The sequence below is a fragment of the Streptomyces sp. R11 genome (assembly GCF_041051905.1).
Taxonomy (GTDB): domain Bacteria; phylum Actinomycetota; class Actinomycetes; order Streptomycetales; family Streptomycetaceae; genus Streptomyces.
The window spans coordinates 1,786,547-1,804,381 of sequence record NZ_CP163432.1 but is presented as its reverse complement, the minus strand read 5'-3'; the positions used below and the strand labels follow the sequence as shown (position 1 = coordinate 1,804,381).

General features: G+C 70.2%; 14 protein-coding genes. 6 read left to right on the top strand and 8 right to left on the bottom strand.

The annotated features are described in order from the left end of the window. Positions 1–31: 31 nt before the first annotated feature. Together AB5J55_RS08190 and AB5J55_RS08185 are read right to left on the bottom strand one after the other, a co-directional pair. On the bottom strand, positions 32–646 hold the full coding sequence (locus AB5J55_RS08190) for a hypothetical protein (RefSeq protein ID WP_369270002.1): 615 nt from the start codon (positions 644–646) through the stop codon (positions 32–34). A gap of 35 nt (positions 647–681) precedes the next feature. Next, positions 682–2,406 (bottom strand): S8 family peptidase, encoded by a 1,725-nt coding sequence (locus AB5J55_RS08185; RefSeq protein ID WP_369270001.1) that lies wholly within the window; start codon positions 2,404–2,406, stop codon positions 682–684. A gap of 310 nt (positions 2,407–2,716) precedes the next feature. Between AB5J55_RS08185 and AB5J55_RS08180 the strand changes: the two genes are divergently transcribed. Further along, a complete protein-coding gene (locus AB5J55_RS08180) occupies positions 2,717–3,691 on the top strand; it encodes an SMP-30/gluconolactonase/LRE family protein (protein WP_369270000.1) in 975 nt (324 codons plus the stop codon). 90 nt (positions 3,692–3,781) lie between these two features. Here the strand turns inward: AB5J55_RS08180 and AB5J55_RS08175 are convergent, their stop codons facing one another. Beyond that, positions 3,782–4,753, bottom strand: a complete 972-nt coding sequence (locus AB5J55_RS08175; protein WP_369269999.1) for a PAC2 family protein — start codon at positions 4,751–4,753, stop codon at positions 3,782–3,784. Positions 4,754–4,998: 245 nt separating this feature from the next. Between AB5J55_RS08175 and AB5J55_RS08170 the strand changes: the two genes are divergently transcribed. After that, a complete protein-coding gene (locus AB5J55_RS08170; protein WP_369269998.1) occupies positions 4,999–5,304 on the top strand; it encodes a hypothetical protein in 306 nt (101 codons plus the stop codon). Between the two features lie 140 nt (positions 5,305–5,444). Here AB5J55_RS08170 and AB5J55_RS08165 read toward each other — a convergent pair whose 3' ends face one another. Continuing rightward, positions 5,445–6,116, bottom strand: coding sequence for a FadR/GntR family transcriptional regulator (locus tag AB5J55_RS08165; RefSeq protein ID WP_369269997.1), 672 nt, complete (start codon positions 6,114–6,116; stop codon positions 5,445–5,447). Between the two features lie 97 nt (positions 6,117–6,213). Here AB5J55_RS08165 and AB5J55_RS08160 point away from each other — a divergent pair, with 97 nt between their 5' ends. Together AB5J55_RS08160 and AB5J55_RS08155 are read left to right on the top strand one after the other, a co-directional pair. Beyond that, positions 6,214–6,546 carry an ArsR/SmtB family transcription factor gene (locus tag AB5J55_RS08160; RefSeq protein ID WP_369269996.1) on the top strand — a complete coding sequence of 111 codons (333 nt, stop codon included), beginning with the start codon at positions 6,214–6,216 and terminating at the stop codon, positions 6,544–6,546. 73 nt (positions 6,547–6,619) lie between these two features. Beyond that, a complete protein-coding gene (locus AB5J55_RS08155; protein ID WP_369269995.1) occupies positions 6,620–7,489 on the top strand; it encodes a TIGR03620 family F420-dependent LLM class oxidoreductase in 870 nt (289 codons plus the stop codon). A 181-nt stretch (positions 7,490–7,670) separates the two neighbouring features. Here AB5J55_RS08155 and AB5J55_RS08150 read toward each other — a convergent pair whose 3' ends face one another. From AB5J55_RS08150 to AB5J55_RS08135, 4 genes are all read right to left on the bottom strand, one after another. After that, positions 7,671–9,287, bottom strand: a complete 1,617-nt coding sequence (locus tag AB5J55_RS08150) for a glycerol-3-phosphate dehydrogenase/oxidase (protein WP_328882740.1) — start codon at positions 9,285–9,287, stop codon at positions 7,671–7,673. A 39-nt stretch (positions 9,288–9,326) separates the two neighbouring features. After that, the gene (gene glpK / locus AB5J55_RS08145) at positions 9,327–10,871 is read right to left on the bottom strand and encodes a glycerol kinase GlpK (RefSeq protein ID WP_369269994.1); all 1,545 of its coding nucleotides are present in this window, start codon (positions 10,869–10,871) and stop codon (positions 9,327–9,329) included. A gap of 96 nt (positions 10,872–10,967) precedes the next feature. Beyond that, positions 10,968–11,762, bottom strand: a complete 795-nt coding sequence (locus AB5J55_RS08140) for an MIP/aquaporin family protein (protein WP_369269993.1) — start codon at positions 11,760–11,762, stop codon at positions 10,968–10,970. Positions 11,763–12,084: 322 nt separating this feature from the next. Continuing rightward, positions 12,085–12,849, bottom strand: coding sequence for an IclR family transcriptional regulator (locus tag AB5J55_RS08135; RefSeq protein ID WP_328882743.1), 765 nt, complete (start codon positions 12,847–12,849; stop codon positions 12,085–12,087). A gap of 295 nt (positions 12,850–13,144) precedes the next feature. Between AB5J55_RS08135 and metH the strand changes: the two genes are divergently transcribed. After that, complete coding sequence (gene metH, locus AB5J55_RS08130; protein WP_369269992.1) at positions 13,145–16,663, top strand: methionine synthase; 3,519 nt, start codon at positions 13,145–13,147, stop codon at positions 16,661–16,663. A gap of 160 nt (positions 16,664–16,823) precedes the next feature. Further along, positions 16,824–17,519 (top strand): HAD family hydrolase, encoded by a 696-nt coding sequence (locus tag AB5J55_RS08125; RefSeq protein ID WP_369269991.1) that lies wholly within the window; start codon positions 16,824–16,826, stop codon positions 17,517–17,519. Positions 17,520–17,835: the final 316 nt, after the last annotated feature.

Here is a 17,835-nt window from a genome sequence, read left to right as displayed (position 1 = left end):
AAGCGCCCCGACGCGTTTGTTCAGGCGCCCGTCAGAGTCGCTGGATCCGGACGCTGCGCAGCACGCTCGGCGACTGGGTGTCCCAGATGCCGATCACCTGGTGGCCGAACGCGAAGGCCTGCTGGATCTGCTGGTGGATCTGCGGGTTCGGGTTGTTCAGGACCCGGAACTGGTTGTTGATGCGCAGGAAGATCTGATGCGGCTGCCCCTGCAGCGGGTGGACGATGTCGATGAAGCCGTTCGCCACGCCGGAGGCCAGAGCCTGCGCCTGGACCTGCTGGACGACCTGCTGCACCGCCGCCAGCGCGACCTGCTGCAACTGCTGCTGCATCTGCTGCTCGGCCTGCTGTGCCTGCTGGTCCTGCTGCGGGTTCTGCTGCTGGCCGGCGAACTGCTGCTGGCCCGGCTGCTGCTGGGACTGCTGTTGACCGAACTGCTGGCCGAGCTGCTGGAGCAGCTGCTGGTAGGGCTGTTGCTGGCCGAGCTGCTGGAGCTGCTCCAGCGAACCGCTCATGCCCATGCCGTACGGCTGCTGCTGGCCGTGGCTCTGCTGCTGCCCGTACGGCTGCTGCTGGTACGGCGACGTGCTCGGGAACTGCTGGCCCTGCTGTTCTCCCATGTGACTCATCTGCGGGGTGGTGCTCATACGGGTGTCACCTTCCCTTGATGTGATGGGCTGCGTCAGCCGGTGATCACCAGGCCGACGATCTCGTCGTCCGAGAACCACACTCGGACATCGGGCCGTCCCCCCGCGAAGGCGGTGTGGACCGCCTGGCGGATCTCCGGGGACGGGTGGTTGAGGTTCCGCCACGCACCGGCCACGAACAGCCGGAGCCGGGGCGGAAGTTCACGCGGATACGGCAGCAGCTCGTCCCAGTACCGCTCGGCCCGGCCGGAGCCGACCGCCTGCGGCAGCAGATGAGTGACGGCCGCCTTGATGTCGGGCCGGTTGCCGATCCGCTGGGAGGCGGGCCGGCCCGGCGCGTCCTGCTGCGGGGAACCCGTCGCCCGCAGCACGGCGCGCGCACGCTCGGGGGACATCGGCGGCTGGCCGGCCACCTTGAGCATGCCCTGCAGCGCGGCCAGCGCGCCGACCACGACCGGGGAGGCGGACGACGTCCCCGAGAACGTGTCGGTGTACCAGGCGATCTCCTCGGGCCCGCCCTGCAGATCGCCGGGCCGGTCCCAGGAGCCGCCGGTCGTCGTCACCTCGCGCCCCCAGCCCTGCGCGTCCACCCGGGCGCCGTAGTTGGAGAACGCCAGCCGTGAGCGGTCGGGGCCGTGATCGCGGCCGTGGGTGCCGGGCGGCGGGGCGCCCGCGCCGACCAGGACCGACCCGGAGGACGGGTTGGAGGGGTTGAAGGGGTTGCGCCACGACTCGGGGAAACCGTCCGGGCGGCGCTCGTAGAGGGCGTCGTCGAGCGACTCGGAGCCGTTGCCCGCGGCAGCGACCACGAGGACGCCCTTGGCGGTGGCGTGGCGGACGGCGGCGAAGTCGTCCGGCCACCATTCGAGAGCGACGTAGCCGCGCTGGTCGTCGCGTTCGGCGTACTCGAACCGGGGTCCCGGGCGGTGCAGTTCGATCAGCACGATGTCGCCGGGGCTCAGCCGGTCGGCAGCCGCCTGGATCGCGGCCGCGGTGCCGAGGCCATGGAAGGACGCGGCCGCGGTCACCGTGTCCGGCACGATGCCGGTCACCCCGTACTCGTTGCGATCGCCGCCGATCACACCGATCACGGCGGTGCCGTGGTTGCGCCAGGCGAGGTCGGTCAGCGGGGTGCCGACGACGACGCCGGCCAGTTTGGCGGCCAGGTCCTCGTGGCCGAGCTGCCAGGAGCCCTCCACGTCGATCACGGTCACGCCCTGACCGGTGCCGCCGGGCCGCTGCCAGGCCCAGTGGGCGTCGACGCCTTCGGGCGCGGGCCGCAGATAGCCCTGGCGGCCGCTGTAGTCGGGCGTGACCGGCGTGCCCTCCTTCAGACGCCCGCCGTCCTCCCCGATCCGGCCGAGGGAGGCGGGCACCGCACCCGGCTTCACGTACGCCGTGTCGATCCCCGGCAGCGCGGCGATCCGGGCGCGCAGTTCCTCGGCGCGGCTCTCACCGCCGCGCACCCGGTAGAACAGCGCGAGGTCGGGCACGTCCTGTGTGTCGGCGGCCTGCTGGTGCCGTTCCTCGCTGCCGAACAGGGGCTCCAGTGCCAGCTGTTCGTCAGTGAGGAACATGTTGAGAGCCGAGACGTCGGCGCCCGCCACCGACCGAACGCCCTCGGCCCGGGCACGCAGCCGGGCCTCGGGCCGGGCGACGACGATCAGTTCCTGCTCGGCTCCTCGATAGGTGAATCCCGCTCCGTCGGGCCCCGGCCCGGACGCTCCCGGGCCCTGCGCCGACTGTGCCTGGTCGGTCATCGTCTGCCGCTCCCTTCGGTCCTGCGGGTGGCAAGTGCGGGTGGTGCGGCGCGCCTTCGGAGGACAACCAAGCACTCGCGGAGCGTTCCGTCCAGACCGCTTTCGCCAACTCGGTTTGGAATCAAGTTGAATTGGGCAACGTGTGCAATCCGGCTGGAAACAGATGTCACGCGGGAATCGGGTCAGATGTGTCCAGTCGCTGTCGAGAGGCTGTCTACGGCTGCGGGGGCGGTCGGCGTGTGGTGGGGTGGAGGAGTCAGTTGACCGTTGGACCGGCCGACGGCCGGTCCTGTCCGCGGAAGGACGCACCGTGGCCCCCGAGCACCGCTCCTTCGCACCTCGTCCCACCCGCCGCGCACTTCTCACGGCCGGCGCCGCCACCGCCGGTGCCGTACTCGTAGGGTCCGCAGGCGCCCCTGCCACGGCGGCCGGAACGACCCGGCCCGCCGTGATCCACCTCCCGAACGGGTTCCGCCCGGAGGGCATCACCATCGGCGGCGGGCCGTACGCCTACCTCGGCTCCCTCGGCGACGGCTCGATCCACCGCGCCGACCTGCGCACCGGCGAGGGTTCCGTCATCTCGGCCGGGCCGGGCACGCCGTCGGTCGGCCTCAAACTCGATCACCGGGGACGCCTGTTCGTCGCCGGACGCGGCCAGGGCGCCCGCGTCGTGGACGCCCGCAGCGGCAGGATCCTCGCCTCGTACGTCCTCACCACGGCGACCCCGACCTTCGCCAACGACGTGTTCCTGACCTCGCGCACGGCCTGGTTCACCGACTCCTACCAGCCCGCGCTCTACGCCCTGCCGCTCGGCCGGCGCGGCGAACTGCCGGACGCGGACGAGGTCGTGACGCTTCCCCTCAGCGGCGCCTGGAGCCAGGTCCCCGGCGAGGTCGTCAACGCCAACGGCATCACCGGCACCCCCGACGGCTCCGCACTCCTGGTGGTGCAGTCCGGGGTCGGCGGTCTGCACCGCGTGAACCCGCGCACCGGCGTCACCGAACTGGTCGACCTCGGTGCCGCGGCCCCGCTCACCAACGGCGACGGGCTGCTGCTGACCGGGCGGACGCTGTACGTCGTCCAGAACCGGCAGAACGCCATCGACGTGTTCCGGCTCGCCGCCGACGGCCGCAGCGGCGCCTTCCAGCGCCGGATCACCGACCCGCTCTTCGACGTACCGACCACGGTGGCCGCGTACAAGGGCCGCCTCTACCTGCCCAACGCGCGTTTCACCACGACGCCGACACCGGAGACGACGTACGACGTGATCTCCGTGCCGGCGTGATCCTCCGTCGCATGAACTCCGTGCCGGCCTGACGAGTTCCTTCCCCGTGAGGCGAGCGAGGGCGGTGCGCCCGGCGCACCGCCCTCGTCCTCACTCCTCCGACGACTCGTCGTCGTCCGTGCCGCTCGGCCGCGGCGGCTTGGGCGGCTTCGTCCGGCCGCCCGGGTTGTCCTTCAGGAAGGGTCCGGCCTCCCCGTCCGCCGTGGCGTGCCCGCCCGCCGACGGGTCCCGTCTGCGCAGATACCGCTCGAACTCGCGGGCGATCGCCTCGCCCGACGCCTCCGGCAGCTCCGCCGTGTCCCGGGCCTCCTCCAGCGACTGCACGTACTCCGCGACCTCGCTGTCCTCGGCGGCCAGCTGGTCCACGCCGACCTGCCAGGCGCGCGCGTCCTCGGGCAGCTCGCCCAGCGGGATGCGTACGTCGATCAGGTCCTCCAGGCGGTTGAGGAGGGCCAGCGTCGCCTTCGGGTTGGGCGGTTGCGAGACGTAGTGCGGTACGGCGGCCCACAGCGACACCGCGGGTACGCCCGCGTGCGTGCACGCCTCCTGGAGGACGCCGACGATGCCCGTCGGGCCCTCGTACTTGGTCTCCTCCAGATCCATGCGGCGGGCCAGGTCCGAGTCGGACGTGGTCCCGCTGATCGGGACCGGACGCGTGTGCGGGGTGTCGCCGAGCAGGGCGCCCAGGATGACCACCAGCTCCACGCCCAGCTCGTGCGCGAAGCCGAGGAGCTCGTTGCAGAACGAGCGCCAGCGCATGGACGGCTCGATACCTCGGACGAGTACGAGATCCCGCGGCTTCTCGCCGCTGATGCGGACCACCGACAACCTTGTCGTGGGCCACGTGATCTTGCGCACTCCGTCGTCCATCCACACCGTGGGGCGGTTCACCTGGAAGTCGTAGTAGTCCTCGGCGTCCAGCGCCGCGAACACTTCGCCCTTCCACTCCCTGTCCAGATGCGCGACCGCGGTGGAGGCGGCGTCGCCGGCATCGTTCCAGCCCTCGAACGCGGCCACCATGACCGGGTCGATCAGCTCGGGAACCCCCTCGAGCTCGATCACCCAGTGCCTCCTTCCGACGTGCCCTCGCCTGACGACCCAACCTTACGGCGTGCGACGGGGGCGCCCGCAGCCCCCTTGCATGGGGGAGTGAACGGATCACTGCCCCGTACACCACCCCGGAACACCCCGCAGTCATCCGAGCTGTCTCCGGCCGAAGGGTGCGGTTGACCGGCCCTGTCACCCACTCGTGTGGCAGCGGCCGCAACCCGCTCCCGGCATAACCGACCTGCGGAACTCTTCGTCGGGTGCGCGGAGTTGTTGCCAGGTCGCGCGGACGGCGCGCCGGGATCGTCCACCTGACCGTGTCCGCCGCGGGCACGCTGGGGGCACGGCTGGTCGCTCCGTGTGTCGAGGACCTGGCGGCGGTGGGCGCGGCCCTGTTGCCGGCGGGAGCCGCTGGGGGCCGACGACGGGACCCCGCGGTGGTCGCCGACCGGCTCGCCGTCGCCGTTCGACGGCAGTGGGACGCGAAGGTGCGGGCGCGGCGGCCGGCGGCCCGTATCCGCTGCCGGTGGCCTGGTGGGGCGCCGAGACCGACCCCGCAGGGGTGACGCAGAGGCGACGAGCCGGGAGGGGGAGATCGGCGCGGTCTTCGAGGCATGCGTCCCCCCGGATCGACGGCTGCCGGTGCTGGGCGCGCCCCCTCGGCACATCCGCCCGACGGACGGGGCCCCTGAACCCCCGCCCCGACTCACAGCGTGGACCGCAGCCACTGCTCCACGCTCGCGATGTGGACCGTCGCCCACGACCGGGCGGCCTCCGCGTCGCGGTCCCGCAGCGCCTCCAGGATCGCCCGGTGTTCGTGCAGGGTCCGGCTCACCGCGTCCTCCTGGGTGAGGCCGCGCCAGATGCGCGCTCGTGTGGTGGGTCCGGACAGGCCGTCCAGCAGCGAGCACAGCACCGAGTTTCCCGAGCTCTGCACGATGCCCCGGTGGAACTCCAGGTCGCAGGCGACCAACTCCTCCACAGACGGATCGTTGCCGAGCCTGTCCAACTGGTTCGTCAGCGCGTTCAGTTGCTGCTCGCTGATCCGCGACGCGGCCATCGCAGTGGCCGCCGGCTCCAGGATGCGGCGCACGGCGAGGAACTCCAGCACCGTGTCGTCGCGGTGGAAGTCGACGACGAAGCTCAGCGCCTCCAGCAGCAGTTGCGGATCCAGGCTCGTGACGTACGTGCCGTCGCCCTGCCGTACGTCCAGGATCCGGATCAGCGACAGGGCGCGCACGGCCTCCCGCAGGGAGTTGCGGGACAGCCCGAGTTCGGCGGCCAGTTCGCTCTCCTTGGGGAGCCGGTCGCCGGGGCGGAGCGCGCCGGAGACGATCATGCCCTTGATCTTTTCGATCGCCTCGTCGGTGACTGCCATGGCCGGCCTCCCTGCCGCTCAGGATGTCGTCCAAGACATCCGATGTCTGACGCCATTATGCGGGGTCGATCGAGTGGGCGACCTATACTCCGGACCCATGGCCGACGCAGCGACCTCACCGGACCCCGACCTGGTCAGCGCCCTGCGGGCGTTGTCGAATCCGGTGCGCTTGCAGCTGCTGCTGTGGCTGCGTGAGCCCGAGCGGCACTTCCCCATGGACGAGGCCATCGCCGATCCCGGCGAGGTCGGGGTGTGCGTGAGCCACATCCAGGCCAAGGCTGGGCTGGCCCAGTCGACGGTGTCGGCGTATCTGGCGGAGTTGCAGCGGGCGGGGCTGGTGCGGGCGACGCGGGTGGGGAAGTGGACCCACTACCGGCGCGACGAGGACCGCATCGCCGGGCTGGTCTCACAACTCGGGGAGACCCTCTAGTCGTTGGCGTGATTCGCGCCGGACGCGGCGTGTCTGTTGCGCCTCATATCGAGAATCTGCGATATTCCGATCCATGATGAACCTGGGAACGTTCGGTATCTACACCTTCGACTTCGAGCACCAGCCGGCCACACAGGTACGCGACTCGGCCCAGGAGCTGGAGGAACGGGGATGGCGGGCGCTGTGGGTCCCCGAAGTCGGCGGCCGCGAGGCCCTCACCCACGCCGGCCATCTGCTCGCCGGCACCGAGCGGTTGCACGTCGTCAACGGCATCGCCCAGATCTGGTCCCGCGAGGCCCGGGCGACGTACGGCGCGAGCGCGCTGCTCGCCGACGCCTACCCGGACCGGCATGTGCTCGGCCTGGGCTTCGGCGGGCTCAAGAGGCCGGGCGTCAAACCGCTGACGGCGATGGCCGACTACCTCGACGAGCTGGACGCCCTCGCAAAGGAGTCACCCGTTCCCGCCCCGCAGACCCCGGTACGGCGCGTCCTGGCCGCGTACGGCCCGAAGATGCTCGCCCTGGCCCGGGACCGCTCGCTCGGCGCGCACACCTACCACGTCAACACCGCCCACACCGCAGCCGCGAGGGAGATCCTCGGCCCGGACGCCTTCCTCGGCGTCGAGCACCCGGTGCTCCTCGAACCGGACCCCGCCCGGGCGCGCGCGACCGCACGCGAGCATCTGCGGCCGTATCTCAACACCCCGTACAACCTCGCCAAGTTCCGCAGGCTCGGCTACTCGGACGAGGAGATCGAGCACGGCGGCAGCGACCGCTTCCTGGACGACCTGGTGTTCTGGGGAGACGTGGACACGGTGGCCGACAAGCTCCGGGCCCATGTCGCGGCGGGGGCCGATCATGTCGCCGTCCAGGTGATCGGCATCGAGCCGGGCGGATCCGCGTCGGCGCACTGGAGGCGTCTCGGCGAGGCGCTGCTTCCCTGAGAGACGCAACCCGAGAGACGAAAGGGGCGGCTCCGTCGGCATGGAACCGCCCCTTCCGCTAGTGGCCGGCCCCGGTGCGGAAGGGGCCGCCCTCGTGCGGTCCGGCCTGGTCAGGGGAGTTGGCCGGACCTGGCGCCGTGGGAGGCTCATCCGGCGAAACCCTCCCTCGGCGCTTGCGAGGTCACTTCTTGTCGAGCAGGTCCTGCACCTTCGCCCGGACGTCGTCCGTCGCCAGACCCCGGATCGTCAGCGTCGTACGGCGGCGCAGCACGTCGTCCTGCGTCTCGGCCCACTCGTTGTCCCGGGCGTAGACGACCTGGGCCCAGATCTCCGGGGCGTCCGGGTGGACGCGCTCGCCCAGCTCCGGGTTCTCGTTGGCGATGCGGGCGATGTCGAAGGCCAGCGAGCCGTAGTGCGTGGCCAGGTGCTTGGCGGTGTCGGCCGCCATGCGCGGACCCGGCGCCGGGCGGTCGGTCAGCAGACGGTGGGCGACCGCGCGCGGGTTGGCGATACCCGGCAGGGGCAGCTTCTTCGGCAGCGAGGCGATCGGCTCGAAGTCGTCGCCCAGCGGGTGGCCCGGCAGCGCCTCCAGCTTCTTCATGATCGTGCGGCCGATGTGCCGGAAGGTGGTCCACTTGCCGCCCGCGACGGACAGCATGCCGCCCGTGCCCTCGGTCACGACCGTCTCGCGCTTGGCCTTCGCCGTGTCACCGGGGCCGCCCGGCAGTACGCGCAGACCCGCGAAGGAGTACGTGATGAGATCGCGGTCCAGCTGCTGGTCCCGGATGGAGAACGCGGCCTCGTCCAGGATCTGAGCTATGTCCTTCTCGGTGACCGCAACGTCCGCCGGGTCGCCCTCGAACTCCTCGTCCGTGGTGCCCAGCAGGAGCATGTCCTCCCAGGGCAGCGCGAAGGTGATGCGGTACTTGTCGATCGGGGTCGCGAGCGCCGCCTTCCAGGGCGCGGTCCGCTTCAGGACCAGATGCGCGCCCTTCGACAGGCGGATGGACGGCGCAGCATTGGGGTCCTCCATCTTGCGCAGGTGGTCGACCCACGGGCCGGTCGCGTTCAGCACGAGGCGGGCGTTGACGCCGAACTCGTCACCGGTCGTACGGTCCTTCAGGTCCGCGCCCGTCACCCGGCCCTTGGTGAAGCGCAGGCCGGTGACCTCGGCGTGGTTGAGCACGACGGCGCCCGCCTCGACGGCCCCGCGGACCGTCATCAGCGCCATGCGCGCGTCGTTCATCTGGTCGTCGCCGTACACGGCCACGGCCTTGAGGTTGTCGGTGCGCAGCTCGGGCACGTCCTGCGCCGCCTTGGCGGGGGAGAGGAGGTGTCCGACGCCGTCACCGAACGCGGAGAGCGCGGAGTAGGCGAAGACGCCCGCCCCGAGCTTCGCGGCGCCGTGCGGCCCGCCCTTGTACACGGGGAGGTAGAACGTGAGCGGGTTCGCCAGGTGGGGGGCCACCTGGCGGGAGACCGCACGGCGCTCGAAGTGGTTCTCCGCCACCAGCTTCACCGCGCCGGTCTGCAGGTAGCGCAGACCGCCGTGGAGCAGCTTGGAGGAGGCGGAGGAGGTGGCGCCGGCGAAGTCGCCGGCGTCGACCAGAGCCACCCTGAGGCCGGACTGCGCGGCGTGCCAGGCGGTGGAGATGCCGAGGATGCCGCCGCCGATCACGAGAAGGTCGTACGACGCCTTGGCGAGCTGCTCCCGGGTCTCGGCGCGGCTCGGGTTGGAGCCGGAGGCCGGGTGCGTACCGAGGGCAGGCACGGACTGCAGGGTGGTCTGACTGGTCATTTCGGGTTCTTACTCCTCATCAGAGTTCGAGAGCTGTGGTCAGTTCTCGTCGTCCTCATCGAGCCAGCCCATGGTCCGCTCGACGGCCTTGAGCCAGTTCTTGTACTCACGGTCGCGGGTCTCCGCGTCCATGCGGGGGGTCCACTCGGCGGCCCGGCGCCAGTTGGCACGCAGGTCGTCGGTGCTGTTCCAGAAGCCGACGGCGAGACCGGCGGCGTAGGCGGCGCCGAGGCAGGTGGTCTCGGCGACCATCGGGCGCACCACGGGTGCGTCCAGGACGTCCGAGAGGGTCTGCATCAGCAGGTTGTTGGCGGTCATGCCGCCGTCGACCTTGAGGGTGGACAGCTCGACGCCGGAGTCCTTCGTCATGGCGTCGGCGATCTCCCGGGTCTGCCAGGCGGTGGCCTCCAGGACGGCACGGGCGAGGTGCGCCTTGGTGACGTACCGGGTCAGGCCGGCGATCACACCGCGGGCGTCGGAGCGCCAGTGCGGGGCGAACAGGCCGGAGAAGGCCGGCACGAAGTAGGCGCCGCCGTTGTCCTCGACCGACAGCGCGAGCGTCTCGATCTCGGCGGCGGTGGAGATCAGGCCCATCTGGTCGCGCATCCACTGCACCAGGGAGCCGGTGACGGCGATCGAGCCCTCGAGCGCGTAGACCGTGTCCTGGTCGCCGATCTTGTAACCGACCGTGGTCAGCAGACCCGCGTAGGAGTTGATGAGCTTGTCACCGGTGTTCATCACCATGAAGGTGCCGGTGCCGTACGTCGACTTGGTCTCGCCCTCGGAGAAACAGGTCTGGCCGAACAGGGCCGCCTGCTGGTCGCCGAGCGCGGAGGCGACCGGGATGCCGCCGAGCAGGTCGCCCAGCTTGCCGCCGGTGATCTCGCCGTAGACCTCGGCGGACGAGCGGATCTCGGGGAGGATCTGGGTCGGCACGCCGATCGACTCGGCGATCTTCTCGTCCCACGCCATGGTGTGCAGGTTCATCAGCATGGTGCGGGAGGCGTTGGTGACGTCGGTGACGTGCTTGCCGCCGTTGACACCGCCGGTCAGGTTCCAGATGACCCAGGTGTCCATGGTGCCGAAGAGGATGTCGCCGGCCTCGGCGCGCTCCTTGAGGCCCTCGACGTTGTCCAGCAGCCAGCGGGCCTTGGGGCCGGCGAAGTAGGAGGCGAGGGGAAGGCCGGTCTCGCGGCGGAAGCGGTCCTGGCCGACGTTGCGGCCGAGCTCCCGGCAGAGGGCGTCGGTGCGGGTGTCCTGCCAGACGATGGCGTTGTGGACGGGCTCACCGGTGTTCTTGTCCCACAGCACGGTCGTCTCGCGCTGGTTGGTGATGCCGATGGCCTTGATGTCGTCGCGGGTGATGCCGGCCTTCTGGATGGCTCCGGCGACGACCTCCTGGACGTTGGTCCAGATCTCGTTGGCGTTGTGCTCGACCCAGCCCGGCTTCGGGAAGATCTGCTCGTGCTCCTTCTGGTCGACGGAGACGATCCGGCCGTCGCGGTCGAAGACGATGCAGCGGGACGAGGTGGTGCCCTGGTCGATGGCGGCGATGAAGGGCCCGGCGGTGTGGGCGTCGGTCACTGTTGGCTCCTGGAAGTTCCGTGGTTATGGGGCTTTACGTACGGCGCGTGCTGAGAGTTTCGGTGCTTCTCACTCGAACGGGTGAAGCTCGTACTCCTAAGCAAAAGCGACGTTGTAGATGCCTGCCGCGATGGCGCCGCCGATCAGCGGACCGACCACCGGGATCCAGGCGTAGCCCCAGTCGGAACCACCCTTGTTGGGCAGGGGCAGAAGGGCGTGGACGATACGCGGACCGAGGTCACGGGCCGGGTTGATCGCATAGCCGGTCGGGCCGCCGAGCGACAGGCCGATCGAGACGACCACGAGTGCGGTGATCAGGGCGCCCAGGGTGCCGAGGCCCTTGCCGCTGTCGTTCAGGCCCTGCGTGAGGACCGCGAGCACCAGCACGACGGTGCCGATGATCTCCGTGAGGAGGTTCTGCACCGCGTTCCGGATCTCGGGACCGGTGGAGAAGATGCCCAGGACCGGGCCGGCGCCCTTCTCCTGGGCCTCGACGGCCTTGGCCGACGTGGCCTGCGCACCCGGACCGCCGACGATCTCCTTGTCGGTGAGGTGGGCGTGGAACTGGCCGTAGTAGGCGACCCACACCAGAGCCGCACCGATCATGGCGCCGAGCAGTTGTCCGGCGAAGTACGTCGGGACGTTGCTCCAGTCGTTGTCCTTGATCGCGAGCGCGACGGTCACGGCCGGGTTCAGGTGGGCGCCGGACAGCGGCGCCGAGGTGTAGACCGCCGTGAGTACTGCGAAGCCCCACCCGAAGGTGATGGCGAGCCAGCCGGCGTTGCGGGCCTTGGAGGCCTTCAGCGTCACAGCGGCGCAGACGCCACCGCCGAGCAGGATGAGTATGGCGGTACCGATGGTCTCGCCGATGAAGATGTCGGAGCTGGACACCCGCGACTCCTTTGTCCTTCGTCCAGGGGAAGCCGAACCTCCGGGTCCCTCCGGTGGTTCGCGTCGCCCTCGGGTGAGAGCGGCGCCGGCCCTTGGCGTTGTCACACTCTAGCGCGTATTGCCGGTAGGTGTTCGACAATGCCGACCGATGGACGGGAGCTTGCCCCGGCGTCACACATGCGTCAAGAGTCACGTCGTCGAATGTGCGATCGTTGTTGCTTGTGTTGATTTGTCGACACCGGTGGCGACAGTGGCGGGGAATGGCAAAGCACCGGAACGTCCTACGACGTCCCGGCGCCCGAATCTCGCTCCGTTCGGCTTCTCAGAACCGCCCGGCGCCCAGGTCCCGCGACACCGCGCGGGCGCAGTCCCGCACCGCCGCCACCAGCTCCGGGCGCAGCTCGCCGTCCCGGCACAGCCGCTCCACGGCGCCGGTGATGCCGACCGAGCCGACCGGCATCCGGCGCCGGTCGTGGATGCAGGCGGCGACGGAGGCGACGCCCTCCCAGGTCTCCTCGACGTCGGCCGCGTAACCACGCGCGCGTGTCATGTCGAGGATGTGCTCGAAGGCGTCCAGTTCGCAGACGGTGCGGTCGGTGAAGGCCTTGCGGTCGGCCTCGATCGCCTCGCTGTGCGCGACCGGGTCGTACGCCGACAGGACCTTGCCCAGGGCGGTGGAGTGCAGCGGCTGCATGGCGCCGATCTCCAGCACTTGCCGGCTGTCGTCGGGGCGGAAGACGTGGTGGACGATCAGTACGCCCTGCTGGTGCAGCACGCCCAGGTAGACGCTCTCCCCGCTGGAGCGGGCGAGGTCGTCCGTCCACACCAGGGCACGGGCCCGCAGCTCGTGCACGTCCAGATAGGTGGTGCCCAGGCGCAGCAGCTCGGCGCCCAGCTGGTAGCGCCCGGAGGCGTCGTCCTGCTCGACGAAGCCCTCCTGCTGGAGGGTGCGCAGAATCCCGTGGGCGGTGCCCTTGGCGAGGCCCAGCGACGAGGCGATGTCGGACAGGCCGAGCCGTCGCTCACCGCCTGCGAGGAGCCGCAGCATCGCGGCCGCCCGTTCGAGCGACTGGATGTTCCGTGCCATCGCCGTGCTGCCTCCGTCCCCTTCGAGCGTCGACCGTGCGACGTCGCTGCCGCCGTTCGGCAATGTCGAACACTACCGGTCGATGCCGACCTCCCGCTAATGGTCGGCGGTTATCGGTCCACCGGTGTTGCCTCGCCCGTGGCCGAAGATCGACCCTGCCGTCATCCTCGTCCCGCCTCGTGGACCGCCTGACCGTTCGACGGCGGTCCCGGCTACGCTGGCGGCGTGCGCCCACTGCGGACGGATCCGTAAAGGGCGCAAAGCCGACAGCCGTCGCACTCCAGGGAGCCCTTACATGGCCTCGTTGCCACCGACCCCTTCCGCCGACAGCCGGACCCGTGTGTCCGCGCTCCGCGAGGCGCTCGCCACCCGAGTGGTGGTCGCCGACGGAGCGATGGGCACCATGTTGCAGGCCCAGGAGCCCACACTCGAGGACTTCGAGAACCTCGAGGGCTGCAACGAGATCCTCAACCTGACCCGCCCCGACATCGTCCGCTCCGTGCACGAGGAGTACTTCGGCGCGGGCGTGGACTGCGTCGAGACGAACACGTTCGGCGCCAACCACTCGGCCATGGCCGAATACGACATCGCCGACCGGGTGTACGAGCTGTCCGAGGCGGGCGCCCGTATCGCCCGCGAGACGGCCGACGCGTTCGGCGCCCGTGACGGCCGCCAGCGGTGGGTGCTCGGCTCGATCGGACCCGGCACGAAGCTGCCGACCCTCGGCCACATCGGCTACGGCACGCTGCGCGACGGCTTCCAGGCGAACGCCGAAGGCCTGCTCGCCGGCGGCGCCGACGCCCTGATCGTGGAGACCACGCAGGACCTCCTGCAGACGAAGTCGTCGATCCTGGGCGCCCGCCGCGCCATGGAGGCGACCGGCGCCGAGGTGCCGCTGCTGGTCTCCATGGCCTTCGAGACCACCGGCACCATGCTGCTCGGCTCCGAGATCGGCGCCGCGCTGACCGCGCTGGAGCCGCTCGGCATCGACATGATCGGCCTGAACTGTTCGACGGGCCCGGCCGAGATGAGCGAGCACCTGCGCTACCTCGCCCGGCACTCCCGCACCCCGCTGCTGTGCATGCCGAACGCAGGCCTGCCGATCCTCACCAAGGACGGCGCCCACTTCCCGCTCGACCCGGAGGGCCTGGCCGACGCCCAGGAGACCTTCGTACGGGACTACGGCCTGAACCTCATCGGCGGCTGCTGCGGCACCACCCCCGAGCACCTCAGGCAGCTCGTGGAGCGGGTCCGGGAGGCCACGCCCGTGGAGCGCAGCCCGCAGCCCGAGCCCGGCGCCGCCTCCCTCTACCAGACGGTCCCGTTCCGCCAGGACACCTCCTACCTGGCCATCGGCGAGCGCACCAACGCCAACGGCTCGAAGAAGTTCCGCGATGCCATGCTGGACGCGCGCTGGGACGACTGTGTGGAGATGGCCCGCGACCAGATCCGCGAGGGCGCCCACATGCTCGACCTGTGCGTCGACTACGTCGGCCGGGACGGCGTCGCCGACATGGAGGAACTGGCCGGCCGCTTCGCCACCGCCTCCACGCTGCCGATCGTCCTGGACTCCACCGAGGTCGACGTCATCCAGGCCGGTCTGGAGAAGCTCGGCGGGCGCGCGGTCATCAACTCCGTCAACTACGAGGACGGCGACGGCCCCGAGTCCCGCTTCGCGAAGGTCACCAAGCTCGCCCGCGAGCACGGCGCCGCGCTGATCGCGCTGACCATCGACGAGGAGGGCCAGGCCCGTACCCCGGAGAAGAAGGTCGAGATCGCCGAGCGGCTGATCGAGGACCTGACGACGAACTGGGGCATCCTCGAGTCCGACATCCTCATCGACACCCTGACCTTCACCATCTGCACCGGTCAGGAGGAGTCCCGCAAGGACGGCATCGCCACCATCGAGGCGATCCGCGAGCTCAAGCGGCTCCACCCGGACGTCCAGACCACCCTCGGCCTGTCGAACATCTCCTTCGGCCTGAACCCGGCCGCCCGCATCCTGCTCAACTCCGTCTTCCTGGACGAGTGCGTCAAGGCGGGCCTGGACTCGGCGATCGTGCACGCGTCGAAGATCCTGCCGATCGCCCGCTTCGACGAGGAGCAGGTCCGCACGGCCCTGGACCTGATCTACGACCGCCGCGCCGAGGGCTACGACCCGCTGCAGAAGCTCATGGCCCTGTTCGAGGGCGCCACCGCCAAGTCCCTGAAGGCCGGCAAGGCCGAGGAACTCGCCGCCCTCCCGCTGGAGGAGCGCCTCAAGCGTCGCATCATCGACGGCGAGAAGAACGGCCTGGAAGCCGACCTCGACGAGGCCCTCCAGGCCCGTTCCGCCCTCGACATCGTCAACGAGACGCTTCTGGACGGCATGAAGGTCGTCGGCGAGCTGTTCGGCTCCGGCCAGATGCAGCTGCCGTTCGTGCTCCAGTCCGCCGAGGTGATGAAGTCCGCCGTCGCCTACCTCGAACCGCACATGGAGAAGACGGACGCCGACGGCAAGGGCACCATCGTGCTGGCCACGGTCCGCGGCGATGTCCACGACATCGGCAAGAACCTGGTGGACATCATCCTGTCCAACAACGGCTACAACGTGGTCAACCTGGGCATCAAGCAGCCCGTCTCGGCGATCCTGGAGGCCGCCGAGGAGCACCGGGCCGACGTCATCGGCATGTCCGGGCTGCTGGTGAAGTCCACGGTGATCATGAAGGAGAACCTGGAGGAGCTCAACCAGCGCGGTCTCGCGGCCGATTACCCCGTCATCCTCGGCGGCGCCGCCCTCACGCGCGCCTACGTCGAGCAGGACCTGCACGAGGTCTACGAGGGCGAAGTCCGCTACGCCCGCGACGCGTTCGAGGGCCTGCGCCTGATGGACGCCCTCATCGGCGTCAAGCGGGGCGTGCCCGGCGTGCAGTTGCCCGAGCTCAAGCAGCGCCGGGTCAAGAGCGCCGCCGCGACGGCCGTACTGGACGAGCGCCCCGAGGAGGGCCACGTCCGCTCCGACGTCGCCACCGACAACCCGCTCCCCGAGCCGCCGTTCTGGGGCACCCGCGTCATCAAGGGCATCCAGCTCAAGGAGTACGCGTCCTGGCTCGACGAGGGCGCCCTCTTCAAGGGCCAGTGGGGCCTGAAGGAGACCCGCAGCGGCGACGGACCGTCGTACCAGGAACTCGTCGAGACCGAGGGCCGCCCGCGACTGCGTGGCCTGCTCGACAAGCTCCAGACGGAGAACCTGCTGGAAGCGGCCGTGGTCTACGGCTACTTCCCGTGCGTCTCCAAGGACGACGACCTGATCCTGCTGGACGAGCACGGCAACGAACGCACCCGCTTCAGCTTCCCGCGTCAGCGCCGCGGCCGGCGGCTGTGCCTCGCGGACTTCTTCCGCCCGCAGGAGTCGGGCGAGACGGACGTCGTGGGCCTCCAGGTCGTCACCGTGGGCTCGCGGATCGGCGAGGAGACGGCCCGGATGTTCGAGGCCAACGCCTACCGGGACTACCTCGAACTGCACGGCCTGTCCGTGCAGTTGGCGGAGGCGCTCGCCGAGTACTGGCACGCGCGCGTGCGTTCCGAGCTGGGCTTCGCCGGTGACGACCCGGCCGACATCGAGGACATGTTCGCGCTGAAGTACCGGGGCGCCCGCTTCTCCCTCGGCTACGGCGCCTGCCCCAACCTCGAGGACCGGGCCAAGATCGCCGACCTGCTCCAGCCGGAGCGCATCGGCGTCCACCTGTCCGAGGAGTTCCAGCTGCACCCCGAGCAGTCCACGGACGCGATCGTCATCCACCACCCCGAGGCGAAGTACTTCAACGCACGCTGAGGCGACCCCCGGCCCGATTGCGGGCGGGTAACAGGTGTGCCCCGAGGCACACCTGTCAAACCAGGCGCTTCGTCTGTGCAGGTCGTACACTGGACGGTCCACCGCAGGCCGGTTCCCTCCGTGGGAACCGGCCTGATCGTCCCTTCAAGGAGGTACGTGGATGACCAGCACGGTCCCCGCACCAGTAACCCGTACGGCCGACGGCTCGGCCCTGCAGGCTGTTCTCCTCGACATGGACGGAACCCTGGTGGACACCGAGGGCTTCTGGTGGGACGTCGAGGTCGAGGTCTTCGCCGGCCTGGGCCACACCCTCGACGACACCTGGCGCCATGTTGTGGTCGGCGGCCCGATGAGCCGTAGCGCCGGATTCCTGATCGAGGCCACCGGCGCCGACATCCCCCTCGCCGAGCTCACGCTGCTGCTGAACCAGGGCTTCGAGGACCGCATCGACCGCGCGCTGCCGCTGATGCCGGGCGCGGCCCGGCTGCTGGCCGAGCTGGCCGCGTACGAGATCCCCACGGCCCTGGTCTCCGCCTCGCACCGGCGCATCATCGACCGAGTGCTCACCTCGCTCGGCCCCCAGCACTTCGCGCTGACCGTCGCCGGCGACGAGGTCGAGCGCACCAAGCCGCACCCGGACCCCTACCTGTTCGCTGCCGCCGGACTGGGCGCCGATCCCACCCGATGCGCGGTCGTCGAGGACACCGCGACCGGCGTCGCCGCGGCCGAGGCCGCCGGCTGTCACGTGGTGGCCGTTCCGTCGGTTGCGCCGATCACCCCGGCAGCCCGGCGCACCGTGGTGACCTCGTTGGAAGAGGTCGATCTGGCATTTCTGCGCGGCCTGATCACTGTCTGACGACGACTGACAACGTCCGACAACGGAAATAGGGCCGGTGTTCACCCAGCGTGCAACACCGATAGCGCGGGAATTCCGCAAGGGAATTCGAGTGGCGGCGGATGGCTGAATTCCGGTGCACGCCAGGACCGTTCAGATTGTGACGTTCACCACTGCCTGTGGGGTCGACAGGTGACGCGCCATGTGCAGCACCCCCTGTGTCGAGGGCTTGGGGCGCACCTTTGTGTCCCGATTGATGGATCGGTGCACGAATCCTTCCGGTCCAAGGTTTCCGGTGCGTTCGCGACCGGCTCCACAGCGTGATGGGGGCTCAACT

What these genes read in the sequence shown, in the direction of transcription:
- AB5J55_RS08190 (WP_369270002.1), bottom strand. Translation starts at nt 646, where the DNA reads ATGAGCACCACCCCGCAGATGAGTCACATGGGAGAACAGCAGGGCCAG.
- AB5J55_RS08185 (WP_369270001.1), bottom strand. Translation starts at nt 2,406, where the DNA reads ATGACCGACCAGGCACAGTCGGCGCAGGGCCCGGGAGCGTCCGGGCCG.
- AB5J55_RS08165 (WP_369269997.1), bottom strand. Translation starts at nt 6,116, where the DNA reads ATGGCAGTCACCGACGAGGCGATCGAAAAGATCAAGGGCATGATCGTC.
- AB5J55_RS08160 (WP_369269996.1), top strand. Translation starts at nt 6,214, where the DNA reads ATGGCCGACGCAGCGACCTCACCGGACCCCGACCTGGTCAGCGCCCTG.
- AB5J55_RS08155 (WP_369269995.1), top strand. Translation starts at nt 6,620, where the DNA reads ATGATGAACCTGGGAACGTTCGGTATCTACACCTTCGACTTCGAGCAC.
- AB5J55_RS08150 (WP_328882740.1), bottom strand. Translation starts at nt 9,287, where the DNA reads ATGACCAGTCAGACCACCCTGCAGTCCGTGCCTGCCCTCGGTACGCAC.
- AB5J55_RS08135 (WP_328882743.1), bottom strand. Translation starts at nt 12,849, where the DNA reads ATGGCACGGAACATCCAGTCGCTCGAACGGGCGGCCGCGATGCTGCGG.
- metH (WP_369269992.1), top strand. Translation starts at nt 13,145, where the DNA reads ATGGCCTCGTTGCCACCGACCCCTTCCGCCGACAGCCGGACCCGTGTG.
- AB5J55_RS08125 (WP_369269991.1), top strand. Translation starts at nt 16,824, where the DNA reads ATGACCAGCACGGTCCCCGCACCAGTAACCCGTACGGCCGACGGCTCG.